Annotated in this window: 17 protein-coding genes, 1 tRNA gene and 2 pseudogenes; 6 read left to right on the top strand and 14 right to left on the bottom strand. The window is 69.9% G+C overall.

Features of this window, described 5'->3' with window-relative positions:
• Positions 1-208 precede the first annotated feature (208 nt).
• Entirely contained in the window at positions 209-1,075 is an 867-nt protein-coding gene (locus tag FBZ33_RS01755; RefSeq protein ID WP_185755181.1) for a hypothetical protein, read from the bottom strand.
• 567 nt (positions 1,076-1,642) lie between these two features.
• On the opposite strand from FBZ33_RS01755, the gene FBZ33_RS01760 reads away from it, so the two are divergent.
• Together FBZ33_RS01760 and FBZ33_RS01765 are read left to right on the top strand one after the other, a co-directional pair.
• Positions 1,643-2,575: a LysR family transcriptional regulator gene (locus FBZ33_RS01760; protein WP_255508688.1), complete on the top strand. Its 933-nt coding sequence runs from the start codon at positions 1,643-1,645 to the stop codon at positions 2,573-2,575.
• Positions 2,572-3,492, top strand: a complete 921-nt coding sequence (locus FBZ33_RS01765) for a serine hydrolase (protein ID WP_141907785.1) — start codon at positions 2,572-2,574, stop codon at positions 3,490-3,492. The genes FBZ33_RS01760 and FBZ33_RS01765 overlap by 4 nt, the downstream gene beginning before the upstream one ends.
• 19 nt (positions 3,493-3,511) lie before the next feature.
• Here FBZ33_RS01765 and FBZ33_RS01770 read toward each other — a convergent pair.
• From FBZ33_RS01770 to FBZ33_RS01795, 6 genes and pseudogenes are all read right to left on the bottom strand, one after another.
• Positions 3,512-5,662 (bottom strand): annotated as a pseudogene (locus tag FBZ33_RS01770) (transglycosylase domain-containing protein); the annotation flags it as partial.
• A 146-nt stretch (positions 5,663-5,808) separates the two neighbouring features.
• Complete coding sequence (gene bla / locus FBZ33_RS01775; RefSeq protein WP_099850241.1) at positions 5,809-6,714, bottom strand: class A beta-lactamase; 906 nt, start codon at positions 6,712-6,714, stop codon at positions 5,809-5,811.
• Between the two features lie 278 nt (positions 6,715-6,992).
• The gene (locus tag FBZ33_RS01780; RefSeq protein ID WP_255508689.1) at positions 6,993-7,220 is read right to left on the bottom strand and encodes a hypothetical protein; all 228 of its coding nucleotides are present in this window, start codon (positions 7,218-7,220) and stop codon (positions 6,993-6,995) included.
• Positions 7,221-7,242: 22 nt separating this feature from the next.
• Positions 7,243-7,974 carry a MerR family transcriptional regulator gene (locus tag FBZ33_RS01785; protein WP_141907787.1) on the bottom strand — a complete coding sequence of 244 codons (732 nt, stop codon included), beginning with the start codon at positions 7,972-7,974 and terminating at the stop codon, positions 7,243-7,245.
• A gap of 150 nt (positions 7,975-8,124) precedes the next feature.
• The gene (locus FBZ33_RS01790) at positions 8,125-8,637 is read right to left on the bottom strand and encodes a BBE domain-containing protein (RefSeq protein WP_221629425.1); all 513 of its coding nucleotides are present in this window, start codon (positions 8,635-8,637) and stop codon (positions 8,125-8,127) included.
• Positions 8,638-8,844: 207 nt separating this feature from the next.
• A pseudogene (locus tag FBZ33_RS01795) lies at positions 8,845-9,284 on the bottom strand (hypothetical protein).
• Positions 9,285-9,548: 264 nt separating this feature from the next.
• Between FBZ33_RS01795 and FBZ33_RS01800 the strand changes: the two are divergent.
• Together FBZ33_RS01800 and FBZ33_RS01805 are read left to right on the top strand one after the other, a co-directional pair.
• A tRNA-Arg gene (locus FBZ33_RS01800) sits at positions 9,549-9,621 on the top strand.
• A 178-nt stretch (positions 9,622-9,799) separates the two neighbouring features.
• Positions 9,800-10,267 carry an NUDIX hydrolase gene (locus tag FBZ33_RS01805; protein WP_255508691.1) on the top strand — a complete coding sequence of 156 codons (468 nt, stop codon included), beginning with the start codon at positions 9,800-9,802 and terminating at the stop codon, positions 10,265-10,267.
• Between the two features lie 31 nt (positions 10,268-10,298).
• Here FBZ33_RS01805 and FBZ33_RS01810 read toward each other — a convergent pair whose 3' ends face one another.
• The 4 genes from FBZ33_RS01810 to FBZ33_RS33680 all read right to left on the bottom strand — a co-directional run bounded on the left by FBZ33_RS01810 (position 10,299) and on the right by FBZ33_RS33680 (position 12,857).
• The gene (locus FBZ33_RS01810) at positions 10,299-10,649 is read right to left on the bottom strand and encodes a DoxX family protein (RefSeq protein WP_141907788.1); all 351 of its coding nucleotides are present in this window, start codon (positions 10,647-10,649) and stop codon (positions 10,299-10,301) included.
• Positions 10,650-10,781: 132 nt separating this feature from the next.
• Entirely contained in the window at positions 10,782-11,549 is a 768-nt protein-coding gene (locus tag FBZ33_RS01815) for a hypothetical protein (RefSeq protein ID WP_141907789.1), read from the bottom strand.
• Positions 11,550-11,622: 73 nt separating this feature from the next.
• On the bottom strand, positions 11,623-12,222 hold the full coding sequence (locus FBZ33_RS01820; protein ID WP_088951348.1) for a ClpP family protease: 600 nt from the start codon (positions 12,220-12,222) through the stop codon (positions 11,623-11,625).
• A gap of 137 nt (positions 12,223-12,359) precedes the next feature.
• The gene (locus tag FBZ33_RS33680; protein ID WP_141907790.1) at positions 12,360-12,857 is read right to left on the bottom strand and encodes a helix-turn-helix domain-containing protein; all 498 of its coding nucleotides are present in this window, start codon (positions 12,855-12,857) and stop codon (positions 12,360-12,362) included.
• Between the two features lie 152 nt (positions 12,858-13,009).
• Between FBZ33_RS33680 and FBZ33_RS01830 the strand changes: the two genes are divergently transcribed.
• Positions 13,010-14,023 carry a TrkA family potassium uptake protein gene (locus tag FBZ33_RS01830; protein WP_088951350.1) on the top strand — a complete coding sequence of 338 codons (1,014 nt, stop codon included), beginning with the start codon at positions 13,010-13,012 and terminating at the stop codon, positions 14,021-14,023.
• Between the two features lie 17 nt (positions 14,024-14,040).
• Here the strand turns inward: FBZ33_RS01830 and FBZ33_RS01835 are convergent, their stop codons facing one another.
• Positions 14,041-14,520, bottom strand: a complete 480-nt coding sequence (locus FBZ33_RS01835; RefSeq protein ID WP_185755183.1) for a MarR family winged helix-turn-helix transcriptional regulator — start codon at positions 14,518-14,520, stop codon at positions 14,041-14,043.
• A gap of 82 nt (positions 14,521-14,602) precedes the next feature.
• Here FBZ33_RS01835 and FBZ33_RS01840 point away from each other — a divergent pair, with 82 nt between their 5' ends.
• On the top strand, positions 14,603-15,247 hold the full coding sequence (locus FBZ33_RS01840) for an FMN-dependent NADH-azoreductase (RefSeq protein ID WP_141907791.1): 645 nt from the start codon (positions 14,603-14,605) through the stop codon (positions 15,245-15,247).
• Between the two features lie 69 nt (positions 15,248-15,316).
• On the opposite strand, the gene FBZ33_RS01845 is transcribed toward FBZ33_RS01840, so the two are convergent.
• Both FBZ33_RS01845 and FBZ33_RS01850 read right to left on the bottom strand, forming a co-directional pair.
• Positions 15,317-16,351 carry a 2-oxoacid:ferredoxin oxidoreductase subunit beta gene (locus tag FBZ33_RS01845; RefSeq protein WP_141907792.1) on the bottom strand — a complete coding sequence of 345 codons (1,035 nt, stop codon included), beginning with the start codon at positions 16,349-16,351 and terminating at the stop codon, positions 15,317-15,319.
• Positions 16,344-18,191: a 2-oxoacid:acceptor oxidoreductase subunit alpha gene (locus FBZ33_RS01850; protein WP_141907793.1), complete on the bottom strand. Its 1,848-nt coding sequence runs from the start codon at positions 18,189-18,191 to the stop codon at positions 16,344-16,346. The genes FBZ33_RS01845 and FBZ33_RS01850 overlap by 8 nt, the downstream gene beginning before the upstream one ends.
• Positions 18,192-18,442: the final 251 nt, after the last annotated feature.

The following is an 18,442-nucleotide window of genomic DNA, read 5'->3' on the forward strand; positions in this document are numbered from 1 at the left end:
AGGAAATCGCTCCGGGCAACATCGCCAGCCCGCCGCTACCACCGGAGACTTCGGCTGTGGTCCTGGGGCCCAGGACGACGCGCCACCGTCGGTTGCTGCCTGGACTGGTATCCCACGCCGTACGCCAGGGCTCCGCACTCGGCCGCACGCATCGGCCCAGTCGGCGCGCGCCCGTTACGTCTGCGGCAGGGACCTGCTCATCGGATGCTCAACCTCGCAATCGCGTGAGGCGGCTGGCAATGTCAGCGGGAAGGCCCCTCGTATCGCTGTGCGTCGTCAATACCATTCGGAGTGACCCGGCGTGCGTGACGACGCCGAGAATCCGTTCGTCGCGGACCTGCGTCGTCATCGTCGGTCCCCAGATCGCGACCGCGGACGACGTGCCGGGCTCGGACGTCCCCAGGTTGGTGATCTCCAGGTCGGCGGCGGTGGCCGCGAGCATCGCCGCCTCTGCCTCTGCGGCGTCGGTGGGTTTGAGCGAAGCCAGCATCAGCGCCGCGTCACGGGCGCCGTCCCGTGCTGCTCGCAGTTGCGCCGTCGCGTCCTGCGCAAGCGACCAGAGCGTGCTCTGTGCAGGTGTATGCAGCACCACGGTCGTCGCCGTGAAGCGGTTCACGACGTCGTCCTCGAGACCCAGCGCAGAGCGGAGGTCGATGGGAACGTTGATGCGGATGCTCTCGCCCCCGGTGAGCGCGGAGAGTGCCTGGGCGGCGGCGGCGCAGAGCGCACCCTGGACGGTCGACCCGTGGGCGCGGGCGGTGGAGCGAAGGTGTTCGGTCGCCGCCCGGTCGAGTTCGGCGATCTCGATATTGGGTGCGGTGGCGTCGAACGGACGTATTGTGGCGACGGCCGGCTCCGGCGAAGGAACCGGGGTTTGATCGGCCGGCCGTTCCGCCTGGGGTAGGCCCGCGAGCAGGCTCTCCTGGTCGATGGGCGCCGGTCGGGCCGAGAGCGTCAGCCCGTCGAGGATCGCGACGAGGTCGTGTGCCGCGCGGAGCGCGCCGCGTCCGTCGGTGATCTGGTGGGAGAACGTCAGGAGGACGACCCTTCCCCGATCACCGGATTCGTCGCTCACGAGCGTCGCGCGCGCCAGCGGACTCCCGTCGGCATCGACGGGACGCGTCTGCTCCTGCGCCGCCGCTTCGCGCCAGTCGTCCCCGTGGACCTGTCGGACCGGGATGAGTTCGGTCGACTCGTGGAAGGCCGGCCGATCGCCGTTGCGGTTGATGGCGACGGCGAGCAGCGGGTGCGTCTGCTGCAGGTGCGCGAGCGCGCGTTCCAGCTGCTGCGCCGAGACGACATGTCGATCGGTTGGCCGCTTCAGTGCTCAGAGTGCTCGTGCCCCGGTACGGTCGCCCGTGACGGCGTCCGACAAAGCCACGGGAGCTCTCCGGAATCGATTCGTCCTACAAGTTGCGCCTTGGATGAGACACCCGGCCGTAGCGGCATACTCAAGCCCGCGCCCACGTGATCCCCGTCTCGGAGGCCGGCGGCCCGGTGTTCGGTCCGGGCGGCCACGCCTCGATTTCGCCACGTCACCGCCCCGCGTCGCGTGGGCATTGCGCTCGTCTCAGGCCGCCCGGACTGATGCTGGACAGATGCCGCGCCGGTTCGTCCATGCGCCCCGGTATAGGTTCGGTGGGTGGATGTGGTCGCCGCCTGCCGTGCCTTCGTCGCGGTCAGCGGCCACGGCAGTTTCACCTCCGGCGCCGCCGCCGCGGGCATCCCCCAGTCCGTCGCCAGTCGCCGCATCGCCGCCCTGGAGGAACACTTCGGAGCCCGGCTGTTCGACCGGTCGTCCCGGGCGGTCCGGTTGACGTCGTTTGGGCAGGACATGCTGCCGGCGGCTCGGCGCCTGGTCGACCTCACCGACGCCATGGTCGACGACGCCGCGCGGGCCCGGTTACGTCCGCTGCGAGTCGCCGTACCTGAGATCTGCCCGCCGCGCCGCCTCGCTGATCTGGTGGTCGCGGCGCGTCGGCAGCGGATCCACCTGGAGGTACGGCCGGCCGGCCCCGGGGAGCGTGCCCGGCTCTGTCAGACCCTGGAGGTCGGTGCCGGGATCGTGGCGGTTCCGGATGCGGCGGCGTCCTGGCGGGTGCCGCTCGGTCTGGCCGCCCGGACCCCGTTCCCGGCGCCGACGGTGTTCCTGGAGACGCTGCGCAGTGGCCGGGCCCGCACGCAGGCGCGCCGGCGGATCCTGATCCAACCCGAGGACGACGTCGCGCACCTGCGGGACCCACTGACCCGTGCCGGCCAGTCGGCCGGCCTGGCACCGGCCCAGGTGACTGTCGCGCCGTCCCTGGTCGACGCCGCCGCAGCGGCCCTCGGCTCCCCCGACCTGCTGCTCTGCTCCCGTCAACAGGCCGAGGAATTCGACCTGCACTGGCGACCCGTCAGCGGTCCACGGCTCCTGCGAGGTTACGACATGGTCGCCGGCGTACGCGAGGATCTCGATCAGCTCAGCACCGTCCTGTACGCGGACATCGCACGATGCCTGGGCACCTCCGACGGCCACTCGAGGCCGACTGAGGGTTCCCCACCCGGCAATTCTTCGACCGGAGATCCGACGTGAGCGCCACCGCGGTCGTACGCAATGCCCAGGACCTGCTCGACGACGCGGGGCTGCACGGCGCCTTCCTCGTCCGCAACCTCGACACCGGCGCGGAGATCGGCTTCGAAACGGAGACCCCGTACCCGGCGGCGTCGCTGGTGAAGGTGCCGCTGGCAGTCGCCGTGCTGGAACGGGTCGCGCGCGGGGAACTCGACCCGGCGGCGCCGGTAGACGTCCTGCCCGGTCGGATCACCACACCGGGCCCGACCGGGCTGAGCCGCTTCCGCCATCCGGCGCGGATCGCCGTGGACGATCTGCTCTACCTGAGCATCGCCGCCAGCGACGGGGTAGCCTCCGACGCCCTGTTCGACCTCACCCCGCCGGCCGCGGTCGCCGCCGAGCTGCAGCGACTGCGCGTCGACGGCATCGCCGTGCGGCACCGGGTCGGCGAGCTTGCCGACACGCCGGCGGAACGTCTCGGCTCCGACGACGTGCACCTGGCCCACTCCCTCGCCATCGGCGCGGTGACCCCCGGGCAGGGCCACCCCGTCGCCCAGCTCGACGTCACCCGCGCCAACGCCGGATCGGCCCGGGCCTTCGTCGATCTGCTGCACGCTCTCTGGCGACCCTCGACGATCCTGCCGACCACCGCCGATCGGGTACGCGCCCTCATGGGTGACAACCTGCACCGGCAGCGGCTCGCCCCCGACTTCACCTCCGACGCCTCCCGCTGGTCGTCCAAGACCGGCACCCTCCTGCACCTGCGCCACGAGGTGGGCGTGGTGGACCACGCCGACGGGCAGTCGTACGCCGTCGCCGCGCTCACCGCCTCCCGGGTGCCCGCCGCCGCCCAACCCGGCAGCGAGGCGACGATGGCCCAGGTCGCCCGGAGCCTGCATGACTACCTGCGGACGGGCGCCCTGCCCTGGTGGGGTTAGCCGGCGTGGCTCAACGGGCCAGTTCCGTCGGTGCCGGTGCAAAATCAATGCGTGGCTTGCCCCGCATCGCCGCCGCCAGGCTCTCGTAGACCGGCGGGTTGATGCCGTCGCGCTGCTGGTGCCGCATCTTCACGGTGGTCTGCGGCCAATCCGGGTCGGTCAGGATGCCGGCCACGGCGTACTGCCTGGTCATCGCGACCATTGAGGCGTAGTTCTCCGCGTCGGTGGTGCCGGTCTTGCCGGCGACCGGAGCGTCTACGGCGGCCTTCACCTGCGTGGCCGTGCGGCTGCCGCCGCACCGGCTGGTGGCGGAGTCGTCGCCGACGGGGCAGCGGGCGACGTCGACGGCGGCGCGGGCCACGCCGGTGCTCACCCGCTTCTCGCAGTGGGGCTGCGCGATGTCCAAGGTCCCGCCGTCCGGGCCGCGGATCTCCTGCACGGGAGTCGGCACACAGTACGTGCCGTCCGCTGCCAGGGTCGCGTACGCGTTGGCCAGCTCCAGCGGGGTCGTGGCGGAGACGCCCAGGGTGAACGCGCCCCAGTCGTGGGCGGCCTCCCGGTGGTCGGCCCACCGGTCCTCCCGGTCGACCCGGAACCGGATGCCGAGCCGCTTGGCCACGTCGACCACGTTCTCCGCGCCGATCTGCTGTTGCAGCGGCACGAAGTAGGTGTTGGTCGACCGGGCGAACGCGCTCCACATGTTCAACACGCCACCGGCCAACTTGTCGGAGTTCGTGGGGCAGTAGAGATTGGTTCCCGGGCACGCGGTGGGGCTGGCGCGGTCGATGACGTACTCCGACCGGAACCGTTGTGGCGCGTCGATGGTGTGGCTGAGCGGGATGCCCTTCTCCAGGGCGGCGACCACGGTGAATATCTTGAAGGTCGAGCCGGCCTGGTAACCGGTGATGCCGTCCCCGCCGGTGAGCAACGGGTTGACGGTGCGGGGATAGCTGCCCGGCCTTCCCTGTGATCGCTGCTCCGGGTCGCTGTGGGGCCCGTTGACCGGGTCCCTAGGGTCATCGAGCGCGAAGGTGCGGTTCACGGCCAGTGCACGGACGCGGCCCGTGCCCGGCTCCACCGCGGCGACCATGACGGCCTCCTCCGCGGTCTCGCCCTTGGCCCTGCGGACCGCCTGGTCTGCACCGCGCTGGGCCTGAACGTCCAGGGTGGTGACCACCCGGTAGCCACCGCCCTTGAGCCGCCGCTCCCGGTCGTAGGCGGTGGCGCCGAACTCCTCCTGCGACATCCACCAGCGGTAGAAGTAGTCGCAGAAGAAGCCCCAGCCCTTCTCGCCGGCGGAGACGCAACCGTTCGCAGGGCGCCTGTCCTTCACGACCATCTTGGCGGCCTTGGCCGCGTCGGCCTGCTGCTGGTTGATCGCCCCGATGGTGACCATGCTCTGTAGGACGTAGTCGCGACGGTCCTTGGCCAGCGGCTTGCCGCTGCGGGTGGTCGGGTCGTTGGTGGTCGGCGCCTTGACCATGCCGGCCAGCAGCGCTGCCTCCTCCAGCTTGAGCTTGCTGGGCGGCTTGCCGAAGTGGACCTGGCTGGCGGCGAAGATCCCGTACGCGCCGTTGCCGAAGGCCGCGATGTTGAGGTAGCGCTCCAGGATCTCGTCCTTGGAGAACTCCTTGTCGACCTGCAGCGCGTAGCGCACCTCGCGCAGCTTTCGGCCGCTGGTGTCCTCGGTCGCAGCGACCACGTCCGCCGGGTGGGTGGCCGAGTAAGCGATGGCCAGCCGGACGTACTGCATCGTCAGCGTCGAGGCGCCCTGCGGGGAGTTGGCGCCGGACTGGTTGTTGACGAATGCGCGGGCGATGCCGCTGAGATCGACCCCGCTGTGCCGGTAGAAGTCGTGATCCTCTGCGGCGATGATGGCCTGCTGCATGACCGGGGCGACGTCGGCGAGCTTCACGTCCCGCCGGTTCTCGTCGTACATCGTCGCCAGCGGGGTCTTGCCGTCCGAGGCGAGCAGGTAGCTGATCTGGGGCGCGCGGGCCACCGTCAGCTCGCTGGGGAGAGCGCCGAACGTCTCGGAGCCGGCCTTCGCGGCCAGTCCGGACATCGCAGCCGCGGGGAAGGCCGCCGCGGCGACCACCGCTCCGCCCAGAAGGCCACAGACCAGCAGCGATGCGGCGTTGGTGAAGACATTGTGGTCGCGTTTCCACATCTGGGTTCCTCGATCCATAGGGCGCAGGGCGGCAGCGGCCCACCAACCGGCGTTTCAAACCCCGGTCGGTTCTCCATCGCTGCCGCCCTGCGGGTTTCGACACGTCCATACGGGCGCTCGGCCACGACTGGGTGCCGGTCAACCGGTCACCAGCTGGCCATCACCACCTTCGTCGCCTCGGCGATCAGTGCGTCGTCATAGTCGGCGTCCTTCTCGTCGCGGCTGGACAGCACCGCGAGGACGATCGGCGCACGGTTCGGCGGCCAGATCACCGCGATGTCGTTACGGGTGCCGTACCCGCCGGACCCGGTCTTGTCCCCGACGACCCAACCGTCGGGAACGCCGGCGCGGATCAGCGCACCGCCGGTGGTGTTCCCCCGCAGCCAACCGTTGAGGGTGTCGCGGTCCGAGGGTTCGAGGGCGTCACCGACGGTGTACGCCCGCAGGGACCCGGCCATGGCCTGCGGGGTGCTGGTGTCCCGCCGGTCACCCGGCCTGCCCTCGTTGAGCTCGGTTTCGTAACGCGCCGGATCGGTGACCTTGTCGCCGATCTTGCGAAGCTCCTTCTCGAACTTCTGCGGTCCGCCGAGGTGGCGCAACATCAGGTTGGCGGCGGTGTTGTCGCTGTACCGCACGGCCGCGTCCGCGATGGCCCGCATTGTCATGCCCTCGGCCACGTGCTGCTCCGTGATCGGCGAGTAGGTCACCAGGTCGTCGGCCGAGTAGCGCACCACCCGGTCCAGCTCGGCGTCCGTGGTCTCGTCGAGGATCTCGGCGGCGGCCAACGCCTTGAACGTCGAGGCGTACGCGAACCGCTCGTCGGCCCGGTACTGCACGGTCTGGCCAGTGCCGGTGTCGATCGCGTACACCCCCAGCCGCGCGTCGAACCTCTCCTCCAGTCGCCGGAACTCGTGGTCCCAGTCAGCGGCGGTGGACGGGTTCACCGTTGCCGCACGGTCCTGCTTCGGCTGCTCGGCGGCCTCGGCGGGGCCGCAGGCCGCCAGTGACATCACTGCCACTGCGGCTACCAGACGGCGTGTTGCAAGCACCATGGTCGCTCCTTGTCGGTGTCGTCCGGTCCGGCGCGGGCGGCGCCGGTCGGGCAGAACTCGACAGTGACAGGGAACCTGGATGCGGTCGAAGACGGAACTGGCGGTATTCATGCTGATCTGGCATCGCCTGTGGTCAGGGCAGGGCCAGATCAGGCCGGCGATCCGGGACGTCGTCCGAGGCCAAGTTCCCCGAGCAGCGGCAACGGCGGAACTCCGGAGCGATCGAGGTGGGGGCGGCCGGCCGGTGCTGACCGCCCCCACTGGTAGCCCCGGGTCGGTCAGGAGCTAGGTCCCGCGAAGGGGCCGTCGGCGCTGAACACCCGCTTCGTGAAGCGTTCGGCGATGCGCCGGTGGGTGGCGGTGTCCGGGTGCAGCTGATCGGGCAGCGGCAGCTCGCCGAAGTCGGTCGAGGCCGTCGAGGTGGTGCAGGTTCGGGTCGTGACCGCGGTCAGCAGCACGACCAGGTGTCGGGCGACCGATGACTTCGCGGCACCGGCCGAGGTCACCCGCCACCAGCGGACCGGACAATCAGTGGTGCGGTTCGGTGAGCAGCCGGTTGGTGCGCCGGAGGACGTCCAGCTGTGCGGGGTTGTAGAGCTCCGCGAGGGCCTTGCCGACGGCCTGCTGGACGTAGCGCGCGCTGTACCGGGTGCCGGCGTTCGTGATCTTCGCTCCGGGGTGCTCCGCTTCCAGGGCGCGCACGTAGGGGGCCAGGTCCCGGGCCACGGCGGCGCGGGTCTGCTCGTCGGCGTCGGGGGGAAGCGTGTTGAACCGCTCGGCGACCGGGTCGGTGATCGGCTTGCGCAGCATGTCCGTCCAGGCCCGCATGGTTTCGACGCCCAGGACCCGGGTCAGTACGACGACGAACGAACGGTCGGCCTGCGGCATTTCCGCCACGACGTCGGCTGCGGCGAAGCCGGATGGTAGTTCCGCCGGTGTGGGCCGTCGCAGGATGACGCCGAGTTCGAGGCGGGCGCGTTGCAGGCGTTCGATGGTGGCCGCGAGTTCGGCGTCGAGGGCGCGCAGCGCCTCCTCCGGATGACCGTCGGTGTCATCCATCGTCGCGATCTGGGACAGCGAGAACCCCAGGTCCGTCAAGCGCCTGATGCGCAGGATCCGGACGAGGTGATCCACCCCGTACTGCTTGTAGCCGTTGGCGTGCCGGTGCGGTTCCGCCAGCAGGTCGATGTCGTGGTAGTGGCGCACCGCTCGCAGGGTGGTGCCGGCCAGTTGGGCGATCTCCCGAGTGCTCCAGCCCATTGCGTACCTCCGTTCGACGACAGTTCCTCGGTGCCCTGGCACCGCCCGGCTCCGGTGGAGACCACGCCGGGGTGGCATGGTCCAGCCTGTTCCCGCACCGCCCGTTCCGGAGTGCGGCGTCGGCCCGCGACCATGCCGCCGATGTCGCCGTCAGAGCCTGCCCGGGGCGTGGAACACGAGGTCCGGGTCGTACCGCTTCTTGGCGGCGAGCAGGCGCTCGGCATTCGGCCCGAAGGCGGCGGCAGTGCGCTCGGTGTCCTCCGGACCGAGCAGATTGGGATAGCCGCCGGGAAGCCGGTCGGTTCCCTGCACCCAGGCCCGGTGCTGATCTTCAGCGGGATCTCCCGGTTCCCAGACCGCGATGGTCTCGACCATCAGGTGCGGCGTCCGGTTGCGGAACGCGCTGGCGTCGGCGGGGACGCGAGCGGCTGCCCCATGAAGGCTGTGCAGCGAGATCGCGGAGAGCGGCGAGGTCATGGCGCCTGCGGCGTCGGTCAAGGTTTCCTGGACCGTACGGTCGAGCCCGGTGACTGTGCGCGTCCCGATCTGGACGTGGCGGCCGGCGGGGAACATCGCGTCGATCTGTGCGAGCTGGTCTGTCATCGTGGTCGGGCCAACCTGCGCCGACAGCGGCTCGCCGAGTTCGGTGAGCTGTTGCAGCACCCGGGTCCCAGCCTCGGGATCACCGCACCAGGTCGGTGCGGCGAAGAGCACCGGCTCACCGGCCGGGGCGGTGATTTAGCGGACGCGTTTTCGATTTGCGAGGAAGGCTGCTTTCGATTTGCGGCAGCGGGTGCGTTCGGTACGCGGTCATCTGATGTTCGATCTGCGGGCCACGCGGGCGAGGCGGTTCGTGGGGGAGGTCCACGGCTACGTCGCGTTGCTGCGGGTTGCGGCGAGGTCGGGGAAGGCTTCCTCCCAGCGCTGGCGGAGCTGGGGTGGCAGCCAGAGGGTGGGCCAGAGCCGCCGGAGGAGGTCGGCATTGAGCCAGGTGTTCAGATCCTCGACCCTGGCGGCTTCGGTGAGTACCACCTTGTACATGCTGGCCAGGCGCGCGGTCCGGTTCAGGTTGTACTCGGCGCGCCCGGACCAGTCGAGGTGACGCGGAAGCGACACCGTGCCCTCGGTCGGGCCGTGCGCCTGACGGATCGTCTCCCGGCTGTACCCGGTGACCCGCTGCAGATCCACCGGCCGCCAACCGGCCGCGTGAAACGCCCGGAGTTGCTCGTCCCGCTCGGTCAACGCGGCCGCGCGCGTCGCCTCATACCTGGAGACAACCCGTGCAACTCATCCTCGGAGAACCGGCCCATGCCCGTAGGCTCCTACGCTAGGCCAAGCATGCTTGGCCTCTTTGTCGAATCGCGGTCGACCGACCCGCCGCATGGCAGCGGGTCGACGAACTCATCGCCACGAAGAAACCCCGCGAGTACGACAGCGCCGTTCAACTCCTCGTTGACCTAAAAGCTCGGGCTGTGGCCCTGGGCTGGGAGAACGGCGGTCCGGGGAACGTGGGTGAACGTGGGCCACTCCCTGGCACCCCAGGTGAACCCCAGGTCGCTAGACTAGGCCCTCGCGCCCCCGTAGCTCAGGGGATAGAGCATCGGTTTCCTAAACCGTGTGTCGCAGGTTCGAATCCTGCCGGGGGCACCTCGTCCGACGTTTCGGGCGCCTCCTCGCCTCGGAGCAAGGTCGCCATCCACCGCGTTGCCACGGCCGCCGAGCTGGACGATCTGCAGGTCGCCATCGAGCCAAGCTCTCGGGAGCTGGTCGGCTTGGCCAGCGGCTCAAGGGGCTCGATCGAACCCAGCCCATCTAGGCTGACCTGGTGACGGCCAACGAGATGTCACCCATGGCAACCCCACACGTCGCCGCCGGCGCCCTCTTCTTCGACGACGAAGGCCGCGTGCTCCTCGTGCACCCCAGCTACAGGAACCACTGGGAAATCCCCGGCGGCTACGTCGAACCCAACGAGTCGCCGCGTGCGGCGTGTATGCGCGAGGTGCGGGAGGAACTTGGCTTGGCACCCGCGCTCGGATCAATGCTGGTCGTTGACTGGGCACCCGCCGACAACGAGGGCGACAAGCTCCTCTTCATCTTCGACGGCGGATCCCTTGGTGCCGAGCAGGAACGCGACATCCACTTCGCGGACGGCGAACTCACCGAGTGGCGCTACGTGGAGGCGGAGTCCTTGGAACAGCACTGCCCGCCCCGGCTCGCACGCAGGATCCGCACTGCGATTGATGCGCGGAGTGGCAGCGTTTCCGCATATGCCGAACATGGCAGCGCTGTCTAGCGCACCGTTTCGATACTCGAGCCGGGGCGGATCACCAGTGACAAAGCAGGTTCAGGACCAGCGCCGCCACCGAGGTGGAGAAGAACACCGCCCATCCCACGAGCTGGCGGGAACCTACCCGCAGGTGCGCGATGAGCGCGCCGACGAAGTACAACACCAGGCCGGCGGCGGCGAGTGTCCCCAGTAGTGGCACGGCGAACCCGGCCAGCAGCCCCAACGCACCGGCTGCCAACGCCGTGCCCAACCTCGGCATCCAGGCCCGTGGCAGGCGCTTCATGTCCATCTGGGCCTTCGGGTAGTCGTGGCCGATCAGGTAGGTGACGGCGGCGACTCCGGTGAAGACCGAGGCGAGGATGGTGACCGTGACATAAGCGGCGTACATGTGCCCTCCCTTGTGGTTTGTGCTGCCTCAAGGACGGGCTGGTCCAACGGATTGTTACCGGTGGCGCTGTGAGCTGGGGCACAGACAATGGCTGGTGGGCTGCGGGTATCCCGCAGCCCACCAGCCGACCGGTCAGAGGAACTTGTACATCTCCTCGGACGCCGCCTCGGTGTCGCTGGCGGGCGGGGCGTCCACCGTGACGGGCTTGCCGAAGTCGCTCATGCGCATCTCGGTGACGAGGTCACCCAGCTTCTTGGTGGCGATCGTGTAGGAGAGCGCGGTGAGGCGCCCGTCGGCGTCGAGAGTCGCCTCGAACGGGACCGCCTTCGGGTCCTTCGCCAGCTTGGCGGTCGACTCGAGGCCCTCCCGCATCCCGGCTTCGCCGCTGGCCGCCTCGGCGGCCTTCTCCAGGTCGGCGACGCCGGTGTACCGACCGCCGCCCACCTCCTGGGCGGACACGACGCCGCCGATGAGGCCGGTCTGCGACTTCAGGTCGAAGGACTGGCGCAAGGAGCTGTTCGGCCTGAGCTTGGTGAGGTCGATCTTCATCCACGGCTTCTCGCCGTCCAGCGAGTCCGACTTGAGGTAGGCGGCGTCCCCGATCAGCCGCGCCTCGATCGGTTCCGGCGCCTTGCCGGTCAAGTGCAGCGTGCGGGCGGCAGGGTCCATCTTTCCGCTCATGGTGATCGACTGGTTGCCGGCCTTGACCGAGGCATCCATGGTGAGCGGGCCGGCGAGGCTGCGGTCCATGCCCTGCTTGACGGCGGCGGTCGGCTCGACCTTGGACGCTGCGGGCGCGGCGGAGGACGATGACGCCGCCGGGTCGCCGGAATTGGTGCCGCAGCCGCTGACGAGGGTCACGGCGAGGGCAATCGAGAGGGCTGGGATCAGTCGACGCATAGACGTGACCCTAACGGGCGAGCGCTACCGATATTGCCCGAGTGCCGCCGCCGAGACCAGGCCAGCGGGTGGCTCAGACCGCCGGTAGCTGCTCGGCTCGGGTGATCACCTGGTCGATGAGGCCGTACTCCCGGGCCTGCTCGGCGGTGAACCAGCGGTCCCGGTCCCAGTCGCGCTGGATCTCGTCCAGCGTCCGTCCGCTGTGCTGGGCGGTCAGCTCCTGCATCGTCCGCTTCACGTGCAGCATGTTCTCCGCCTGGATGGTGATGTCCGAGGCGGTCCCGCCCATTCCACCGGAGGGCTGGTGCATCATGATCCGCGAGTGCGGCAGCGCGTACCGCTTGCCGGCCGCCCCCGCGCACAGCAGGAACTGCCCCATCGAGCCGGCGAAGCCGAGCGCCAGGGTGGCCACATCGTTGCGGACGTAGCGCATCGTGTCGTAGACCGCCATTCCCGCGCTGACAGACCCGCCCGGCGAGTTGATGTAGAGGTAGATGTCCGATTTGGCGTCCTCGGCGGCGAGCAGCAGGATCTGCGCGCAGATCTGGTTGGCCGACTCCTCCGTCACCTCGGTGCCGAGGAAGACGATGCGTTCGCGCAGCAGCCGCTCGAACACCTGGTCACCGAAGGACGCCTGCGGGCCGTCCAGCATCCGTACGCCGTACTCGATCATGTGCCGCCGCCTTCCACCGTGCCGGCGGGCGATGGGACCGCCCGGGGGACCGGCGCCTTGAGCGTGCGCGCGGCGGCGGTTGCGGGCCCAGTGATTCTGCCGCCGGCAGATCCGCCGACGGCAGAACCCCACGCGGCCTACGCGGCGGTCAGCCGCCGCAGGCCCAGCCGGGTCTGTGCGCTGTCAGCCAGGGCGGCGGTACGCGGACCGGGGCGCGAGCCACCAGCGGAGGCTTTTCCGGCGACGCTGAGGGCCGGCTCGGTCGCCACCGGCCCGTGGTGCAGGACGAACCCGCCGATACGTGGACCCACCAGCAGGGTGGCGTTGCCGATCTCGCGCCGGGTCGCATCGACCCGCTCCAGGTGGGTGAGCGCGGCGCGCGGCGCGGCCGGGAGGCGGGGCTCGACCCGGCGCATATCGTCGCGGGCCTCGCCGAGCAGGTCGGCGAGGCTGATGCCGAGCGCTCGGCAGATCGCCGCCAGCACCTCCGACGAGGCCTCCTTCCGGCCCCGCTCGACCTCCGAGAGGTAGGGCACCGAGACGTCGGCCGATGCAGCCACCTCGCGCAGCGTGCGGCCCTGACGCTGCCGATGGCGGCGTAGCACTCCGCCGATGACTCGTCGCAGCAACGACATGCCGGCCTCACTTTCGCGGTCGTCGTCGGGAACACCCTCATCATGCCCGTCCCGGGCCGTCCAGGTTGTCCGCGAGCGACCCGGACGTGCGGAGCGGGACGTAACCGCTATGTTGTGGGCGTGCAGGCGACGGTGGCGGGGCAGGTTCGACGGTGATCCATTTCCCCGCGCAGCGCCGGGGCCCGCTGAGCGCGCTGAGCCTACGACTCGCCGCCGCCCTGGGCCTGGTCTTCGCCGTGGTCGCCGCCGTCTATATCGGCCGGGACGGCTACCGCGATGTCAACGAGGACGGCCTCACCCTGCTCGACTGCTTCTACTACGCGGTCGTGTCGCTCTCCACCACCGGCTACGGCGACATCACACCGGCCGCGCCGTCGGCTCGGCTGGTCAACGTCCTCTTCATCACCCCCGCCCGGGTGATCTTCCTTATCATCCTGGTCGGCACCACTCTGGAAGTTCTGACCGAGCAGTACCGCACCGGCCGTCGCCTGTCGCGGTGGAGGAGAAGCGTGAAGGACCACGTCATCATCTGCGGCTACGGCACCAAGGGGCGCAGCGCGGTCTCCGCCCTGATGGAGAACGGTCTGGACCGGTCGCGGATCGTGGTGGTGGAGCGCAGCGCCGCCGCCCTGCGGCAGGCCACCTCCGCCGGGCTGGTGGCGATCGAGGGCTCGGCGACCCGGTCGTCGGTGCTGAACGAGGCGCACGTCAAGAACGCGAAGGCCGTGATCATCGCGACCGACAGCGACGACGCCTCGGTGCTGGTCGCGCTGACGGTGCGGCAGCTCACCGCCGGGCAGGTCCGGATCATCGCGGCGGCGCGGGAGGCGGAGAACGCCCCGCTGCTCAAGCAGAGCGGTGCGCACCACGTGATCGTCTCCTCGGCCACCGCGGGCCGGCTGCTCGGTCTGTCCACCTCGGCCCCGCCGTTGATCGACGTGGTGGAGGATCTGCTCACTCCCGGTCAGGGCATGGCGTTGGCGATGCGCTCGGCCGAGCGGAGCGAGGTGGGTCGCTCGCCGCGCGAGCTGGAGTCACTGGTGATCGCCCTGGTGCGGCGGGGCAAGGTGGTCAGCCTGGCCGACCGGGCCGGTGCCGTGATCGAGACCGGCGACATGCTGGTGCACGTACGCGACGACCGCCCGCAGTCGGCGACGACCGCCTGACCCTGCGGCCGCCGCCGTCAACAGTTGTCGACGTCGGCGCGGAGCGCTTCGGTGCAGATGACCGGTGTCGCGGAGACGGCCCGCCGGAGCAGCTCGTAGAGCGTCTCCCGTTCGGCGGGTCCCAGTGCGGTCAGCACCTCGTCCTCCGCGCCAGCCAGGGCGCATTCGGCCTCTTTGAGGTGTTTTGCACCGTCTTCGGTCAACTCGACGACGTGCCGTCGGCGGTCCTCCGGTGAGCGGCGCCGCTCGACCAGGTGCTTCGCTTCCAGGTCGTTGAGCAGCCCGACGATGTTCGTGCTGTCCATTTCCAGGGTGCTGGCGAGCGCCTGCTGACTGCTGCCGCCGCCGTCCCGCAACACGGTGAGCGCGACCAGGTGCCGTGGTCGCAGGCCCAGTGGCGCCAGCACCGACTCCGAACGCAGTCGCATCCGCCGGGCCAGGTGGTCCAGGAGCGCGCCCGAACGGTGCTCCGAGGGATCTGGGGCCAGGGCGGACATGTGACCCAGTCTACCGAGTGATTGGAACATCTGCCTGCTATAAATAGTTGGCGCTACACAGACGATCCCTGGAGGGGGAACCATGCATCTTCTGCATATTGACTCGAGCATCCGCGGTGAGTGGTCGATCAGCCGGCGGCTCACCGCCCGCGCGGTCGCCGCATGGCGTGCGGCCCACCCCGACGGCACGGTGGACTACCGGGACCTCGGCGCGGAGCCGCTGCCGCACCTGGACGCGGACGGCGGGCTGGCTCGGATGACGCCGCCGGACCAGCACACCCCGGCCCAGCGCGAGTCCTGGGAGCTCAGCGAGCGGCTGGTCGACGAGGTGAAGCGGGCCGACGTGGTGCTGCTCGGCCTGCCGCTCTACAACTACGGCGCGCCCAGCAGCGTCAAGTCCTGGGTCGACCACCTGATCGTCGCCGGCCTCACCTACGACCCGACGACGCAGGAGGGCCTGCTCGGTGGACGCGAGTTCGTGGTGCTGGCCAGCCGGGGCGGCGGCTACGGCGAGGGCACCCCGCGCCACGGCTGGGACCACGCGGAGCAGTGGCTCCCGCACGGCCTGTCGATGACCGGCCTGGAGCCGCGCTTCATCCATGTCGAGCTGACCCTGGCGCCCTCGGTGCCGGCGATGGCCGAGCTGATCCCGCTGCACGAGGCGAGCCTCGCGGCGGCGGAGAAGCAGATCGACAACCTCTGGGTGCCGGCCTCCGCTCAGCGCTGAACAACCGGCACCGAGCATGACGAACGGCCGTCCCCGAAACGGGGACGGCCGTTCGTCGTGCAGTACGGGTCAGAGGATCGTCCAGGTGTCGCCACTGCCCAGCAGGCCGGCGAGCTGCTGCTCGGGAGTTTCGGTGACCGTCGCCTTGGCGGCCGCGAGCTGACTCTGCACCACGCTGTCGTAGGACGGCCGGTCCACCGAGCGGAACACACCGATCGGGGTGTTGCGCAGGTCGAGACCGGGCAGCCGGGACAGCGCGAACGCGTACGCCGGGTCGGCCACCGTCGCGTCGTGCACGACGATCTCCTCCGGGCGGACCGAGCTGGTCTCCCGGACCTCCAGGCCGAAGCCACCCGGCGGGTGCACCACGCAGAACTGCCCGTCGGCCCCGAAGGTGATCGGCTGCCCGTGCTCCAGGCGGATCAGGTAGTCGTCCCGCGTGGACGGGTCCTTGAGCTGCTCGAACGCCCCATCGTTGAAGATGTTGCAGTTCTGGTAGATCTCCACGAACGCCGAACCCTCGTGCTCGGCGGCGGCCCGCAGCACCGACTGGAGGTGCTTGCGGTCCGAGTCGATGGTCCGGCCGACGAAGCTGGCCTCCGCGCCGAGCGCGAGCGAGAGCGGGTTGAACGGGGCGTCCGCCGAGCCTGACGGGGTCGACTTGGTGACCTTGCCAACCTCGGAGGTGGGCGAATACTGGCCCTTGGTCAAACCGTAGATCCGGTTGTTGAACAGCAGGATCTTGAGGTTGACGTTGCGCCGCAACGCGTGGATCAGGTGGTTGCCGCCGATGGAGAGCGCGTCGCCGTCACCGGTGACCACCCAGACCGACAGGTCCGGCCGGGACACCGACAGGCCGGTCGCGATCGCCGGGGCGCGGCCGTGGATCGAGTGCATCCCGTACGTGTTCATGTAGTACGGGAAGCGCGACGAGCAGCCGATCCCGGAGACGAAGACCGTGCGCTCCCGGGGGATGTTCAGCTCCGGCATGAACTGCTGGATGGCGGCCAGGATCGCGTAGTCACCGCAGCCGGGGCACCAGCGCACCTCCTGGTCGGACTTGAAGTCCTTCGCGGTGAGCTTGAGGGCGACGGGCTCAGACATTCTTCAGCACCTCTTCCAGCGTCGTCTCCAGCTCGGCGGCCGTGAACGGCAGGCCGCGGACCTGGTTGTAGCTGATCGCGTCGACCAGGTAGCGGGCCCGGATGACGTGGGCGAGCTGACCCAGGTTCATCTCCGGGATGACCACCTTGTCGTACGAGCGCAGCACCTCACCGAGGTTGGCCGGCATCGGGGCGAGGTGCCGCAGGTGTGCCTGGGCGATGGAAAGCCCCCGCTGGCGCACCCCGCGGCAGGCCGCGCCGATCGGCCCGTACGTCGAGCCCCAGCCGAGGACCAGCACCCGGGCGTCGCCGTCCGGGTCCTCCACCTCGATGTCGGGAACCGGAATCGTCTCGATCCGGGCCGCCCGGGTCCGCACCATGAAGTCGTGGTTGGCCGGGTCGTACGAGATGTCGCCGGTCTTGTCGGCCTTCTCCAGGCCGCCGATCCGGTGCTCCAGCCCGGCGGTGCCGGGGATCGCCCACGGGCGGGCCAGGGTCTCCGGGTCGCGCAGGTAGGGCAGGAAGGTGGTGCCGTCGTCGCCGTTGGGCTTGGTGGCGAACTCGACCCGCAGGTCGGGCAGCGACTCCACGTCGGGCAACAGCCACGGCTCCGAACCGTTGGCGACGTAGTTGTCGGACAGCAGGATCACCGGAGTGCGGTAGGTCAGCGCGATCCGGGCCGCCTCCAGGGCCGCGAAGAAGCAGTCCGACGGTGACCGGGGCGCGACGACCGCGACAGGCGCCTCGCCGTGCCGGCCGTAGAGCGCCATGTTGAGGTCGGCCTGCTCGGTCTTGGTCGGCATGCCGGTCGACGGGCCGGCGCGCTGCACGTCCACGATCACCAGCGGCAGCTCCAGCGCCACCGCGAGCGAGATCGTCTCGCTCTTGAGCGCCACACCGGGGCCGCTGGTGGTTGTCACGCCGAGCGAGCCGCCGTACGACGCACCCAGCGCGGCGCCGACCGCGGCGATCTCGTCCTCGGCCTGCACTGTGAGAACGCCGAAGCGCTTGTGCTTGCTCAGCTCGTGCAGGATGTCGGAGGCGGGCGTGATCGGGTATGCGCCGAGGAAGACCGGCAGCCCGGACCGGACCCCGGCGGCGACCAGCCCCAGCGAGAGCGCCGCGTTGCCGGTGATGTTGCGGTAGGTGCCCGGCTTCATCTTCGCCGGCTTGACCTCGTAGCGGACCGCGAAGTCCTCGGTCGTCTCGCCGAAGTTCCAGCCGGCCTTGAAGGCGGCGACGTTGGCCGCGACCAGCTCTGGACGGGCCGCGAACTTGCGCTCCAGGAAGCGCAGCGTCGACTCGAAGGGCCGGGAGTACATCCAGGAGAGCAGGCCGAGGGCGAACATGTTCTTCGACCGCTCGGCGTCCTTCTTGGACACCTGGTACGCGGCGAGCGCACCGACCGTCATCGAGGTCAGCGCCACCGGGTGCACGACGTAGCCGGCCAGCGAGTCGTCGTCCAGAGGACTGGCCTGGTAGCCGACCTTGGCAAGGTTGCGCTTGGTGAACTCGTCGGTGTTGACGATGATGTCCGCGCCGCGCGGCAGGTCGGCCAGGTTGGCCTTGAGGGCCGCCGGGTTCATCGCCACCAGCACGTTGGGCGCGTCGCCCGGTGTGAGGATGTCGTAGTCGGCGAAGTGCACCTGGAAGCTCGACACACCGGGCAGGGTGCCGGCGGGAGCCCGGATCTCGGCGGGGAAGTTTGGCAGCGTGGAGATGTCGTTGCCGAGCTGCGCCGTCTCCGAGGTGAACCGGTCGCCGGTCAGCTGCATGCCGTCGCCGGAGTCACCGGCGAATCGGATGACCACCCGGTCGAGCTGACGGATCTGCTTGGTCACTGTGCCACCTTCGTTCGCGACTGCGGGGCTCGCAGAAACTCGCCATGCCCGGCCACGGAACCTCCTTGACGCAACGTGTCACCGCACCGCCCCAGGCTGGTCCGGCCGCTGTCGTACCTCACCTCAGAGCCTACGTCTAAGGGAGCCCTAACCATCCCCGGAGGTCCGCCGACTGGGACCCCTAACCGCTGCCACTCGCCCCGGTTTGCGGCGTTTTGCCCCGCCCGCCGTAATTCAGATCACCACCGGAT

It is taken from the genome of Micromonospora sp. A202 (genome assembly GCF_006715105.1).
Taxonomy (GTDB): domain Bacteria; phylum Actinomycetota; class Actinomycetes; order Mycobacteriales; family Micromonosporaceae; genus Micromonospora; species Micromonospora zamorensis.

Coding starts and splice junctions, on each gene's coding strand:
- FBZ33_RS01810 (WP_141907788.1), bottom strand. CDS start 10,649: ATGTACGCCGCTTATGTCACGGTCACCATCCTCGCCTCGGTCTTCACC.
- FBZ33_RS01815 (WP_141907789.1), bottom strand. CDS start 11,549: ATGCGTCGACTGATCCCAGCCCTCTCGATTGCCCTCGCCGTGACCCTC.
- FBZ33_RS01845 (WP_141907792.1), bottom strand. CDS start 16,351: ATGTCTGAGCCCGTCGCCCTCAAGCTCACCGCGAAGGACTTCAAGTCC.
- FBZ33_RS01785 (WP_141907787.1), bottom strand. CDS start 7,974: ATGGGCTGGAGCACTCGGGAGATCGCCCAACTGGCCGGCACCACCCTG.
- bla (WP_099850241.1), bottom strand. CDS start 6,714: ATGGTGCTTGCAACACGCCGTCTGGTAGCCGCAGTGGCAGTGATGTCA.
- FBZ33_RS01835 (WP_185755183.1), bottom strand. CDS start 14,520: ATGTCCGCCCTGGCCCCAGATCCCTCGGAGCACCGTTCGGGCGCGCTC.
- FBZ33_RS01840 (WP_141907791.1), top strand. CDS start 14,603: ATGCATCTTCTGCATATTGACTCGAGCATCCGCGGTGAGTGGTCGATC.
- FBZ33_RS01820 (WP_088951348.1), bottom strand. CDS start 12,222: ATGATCGAGTACGGCGTACGGATGCTGGACGGCCCGCAGGCGTCCTTC.
- FBZ33_RS33680 (WP_141907790.1), bottom strand. CDS start 12,857: ATGTCGTTGCTGCGACGAGTCATCGGCGGAGTGCTACGCCGCCATCGG.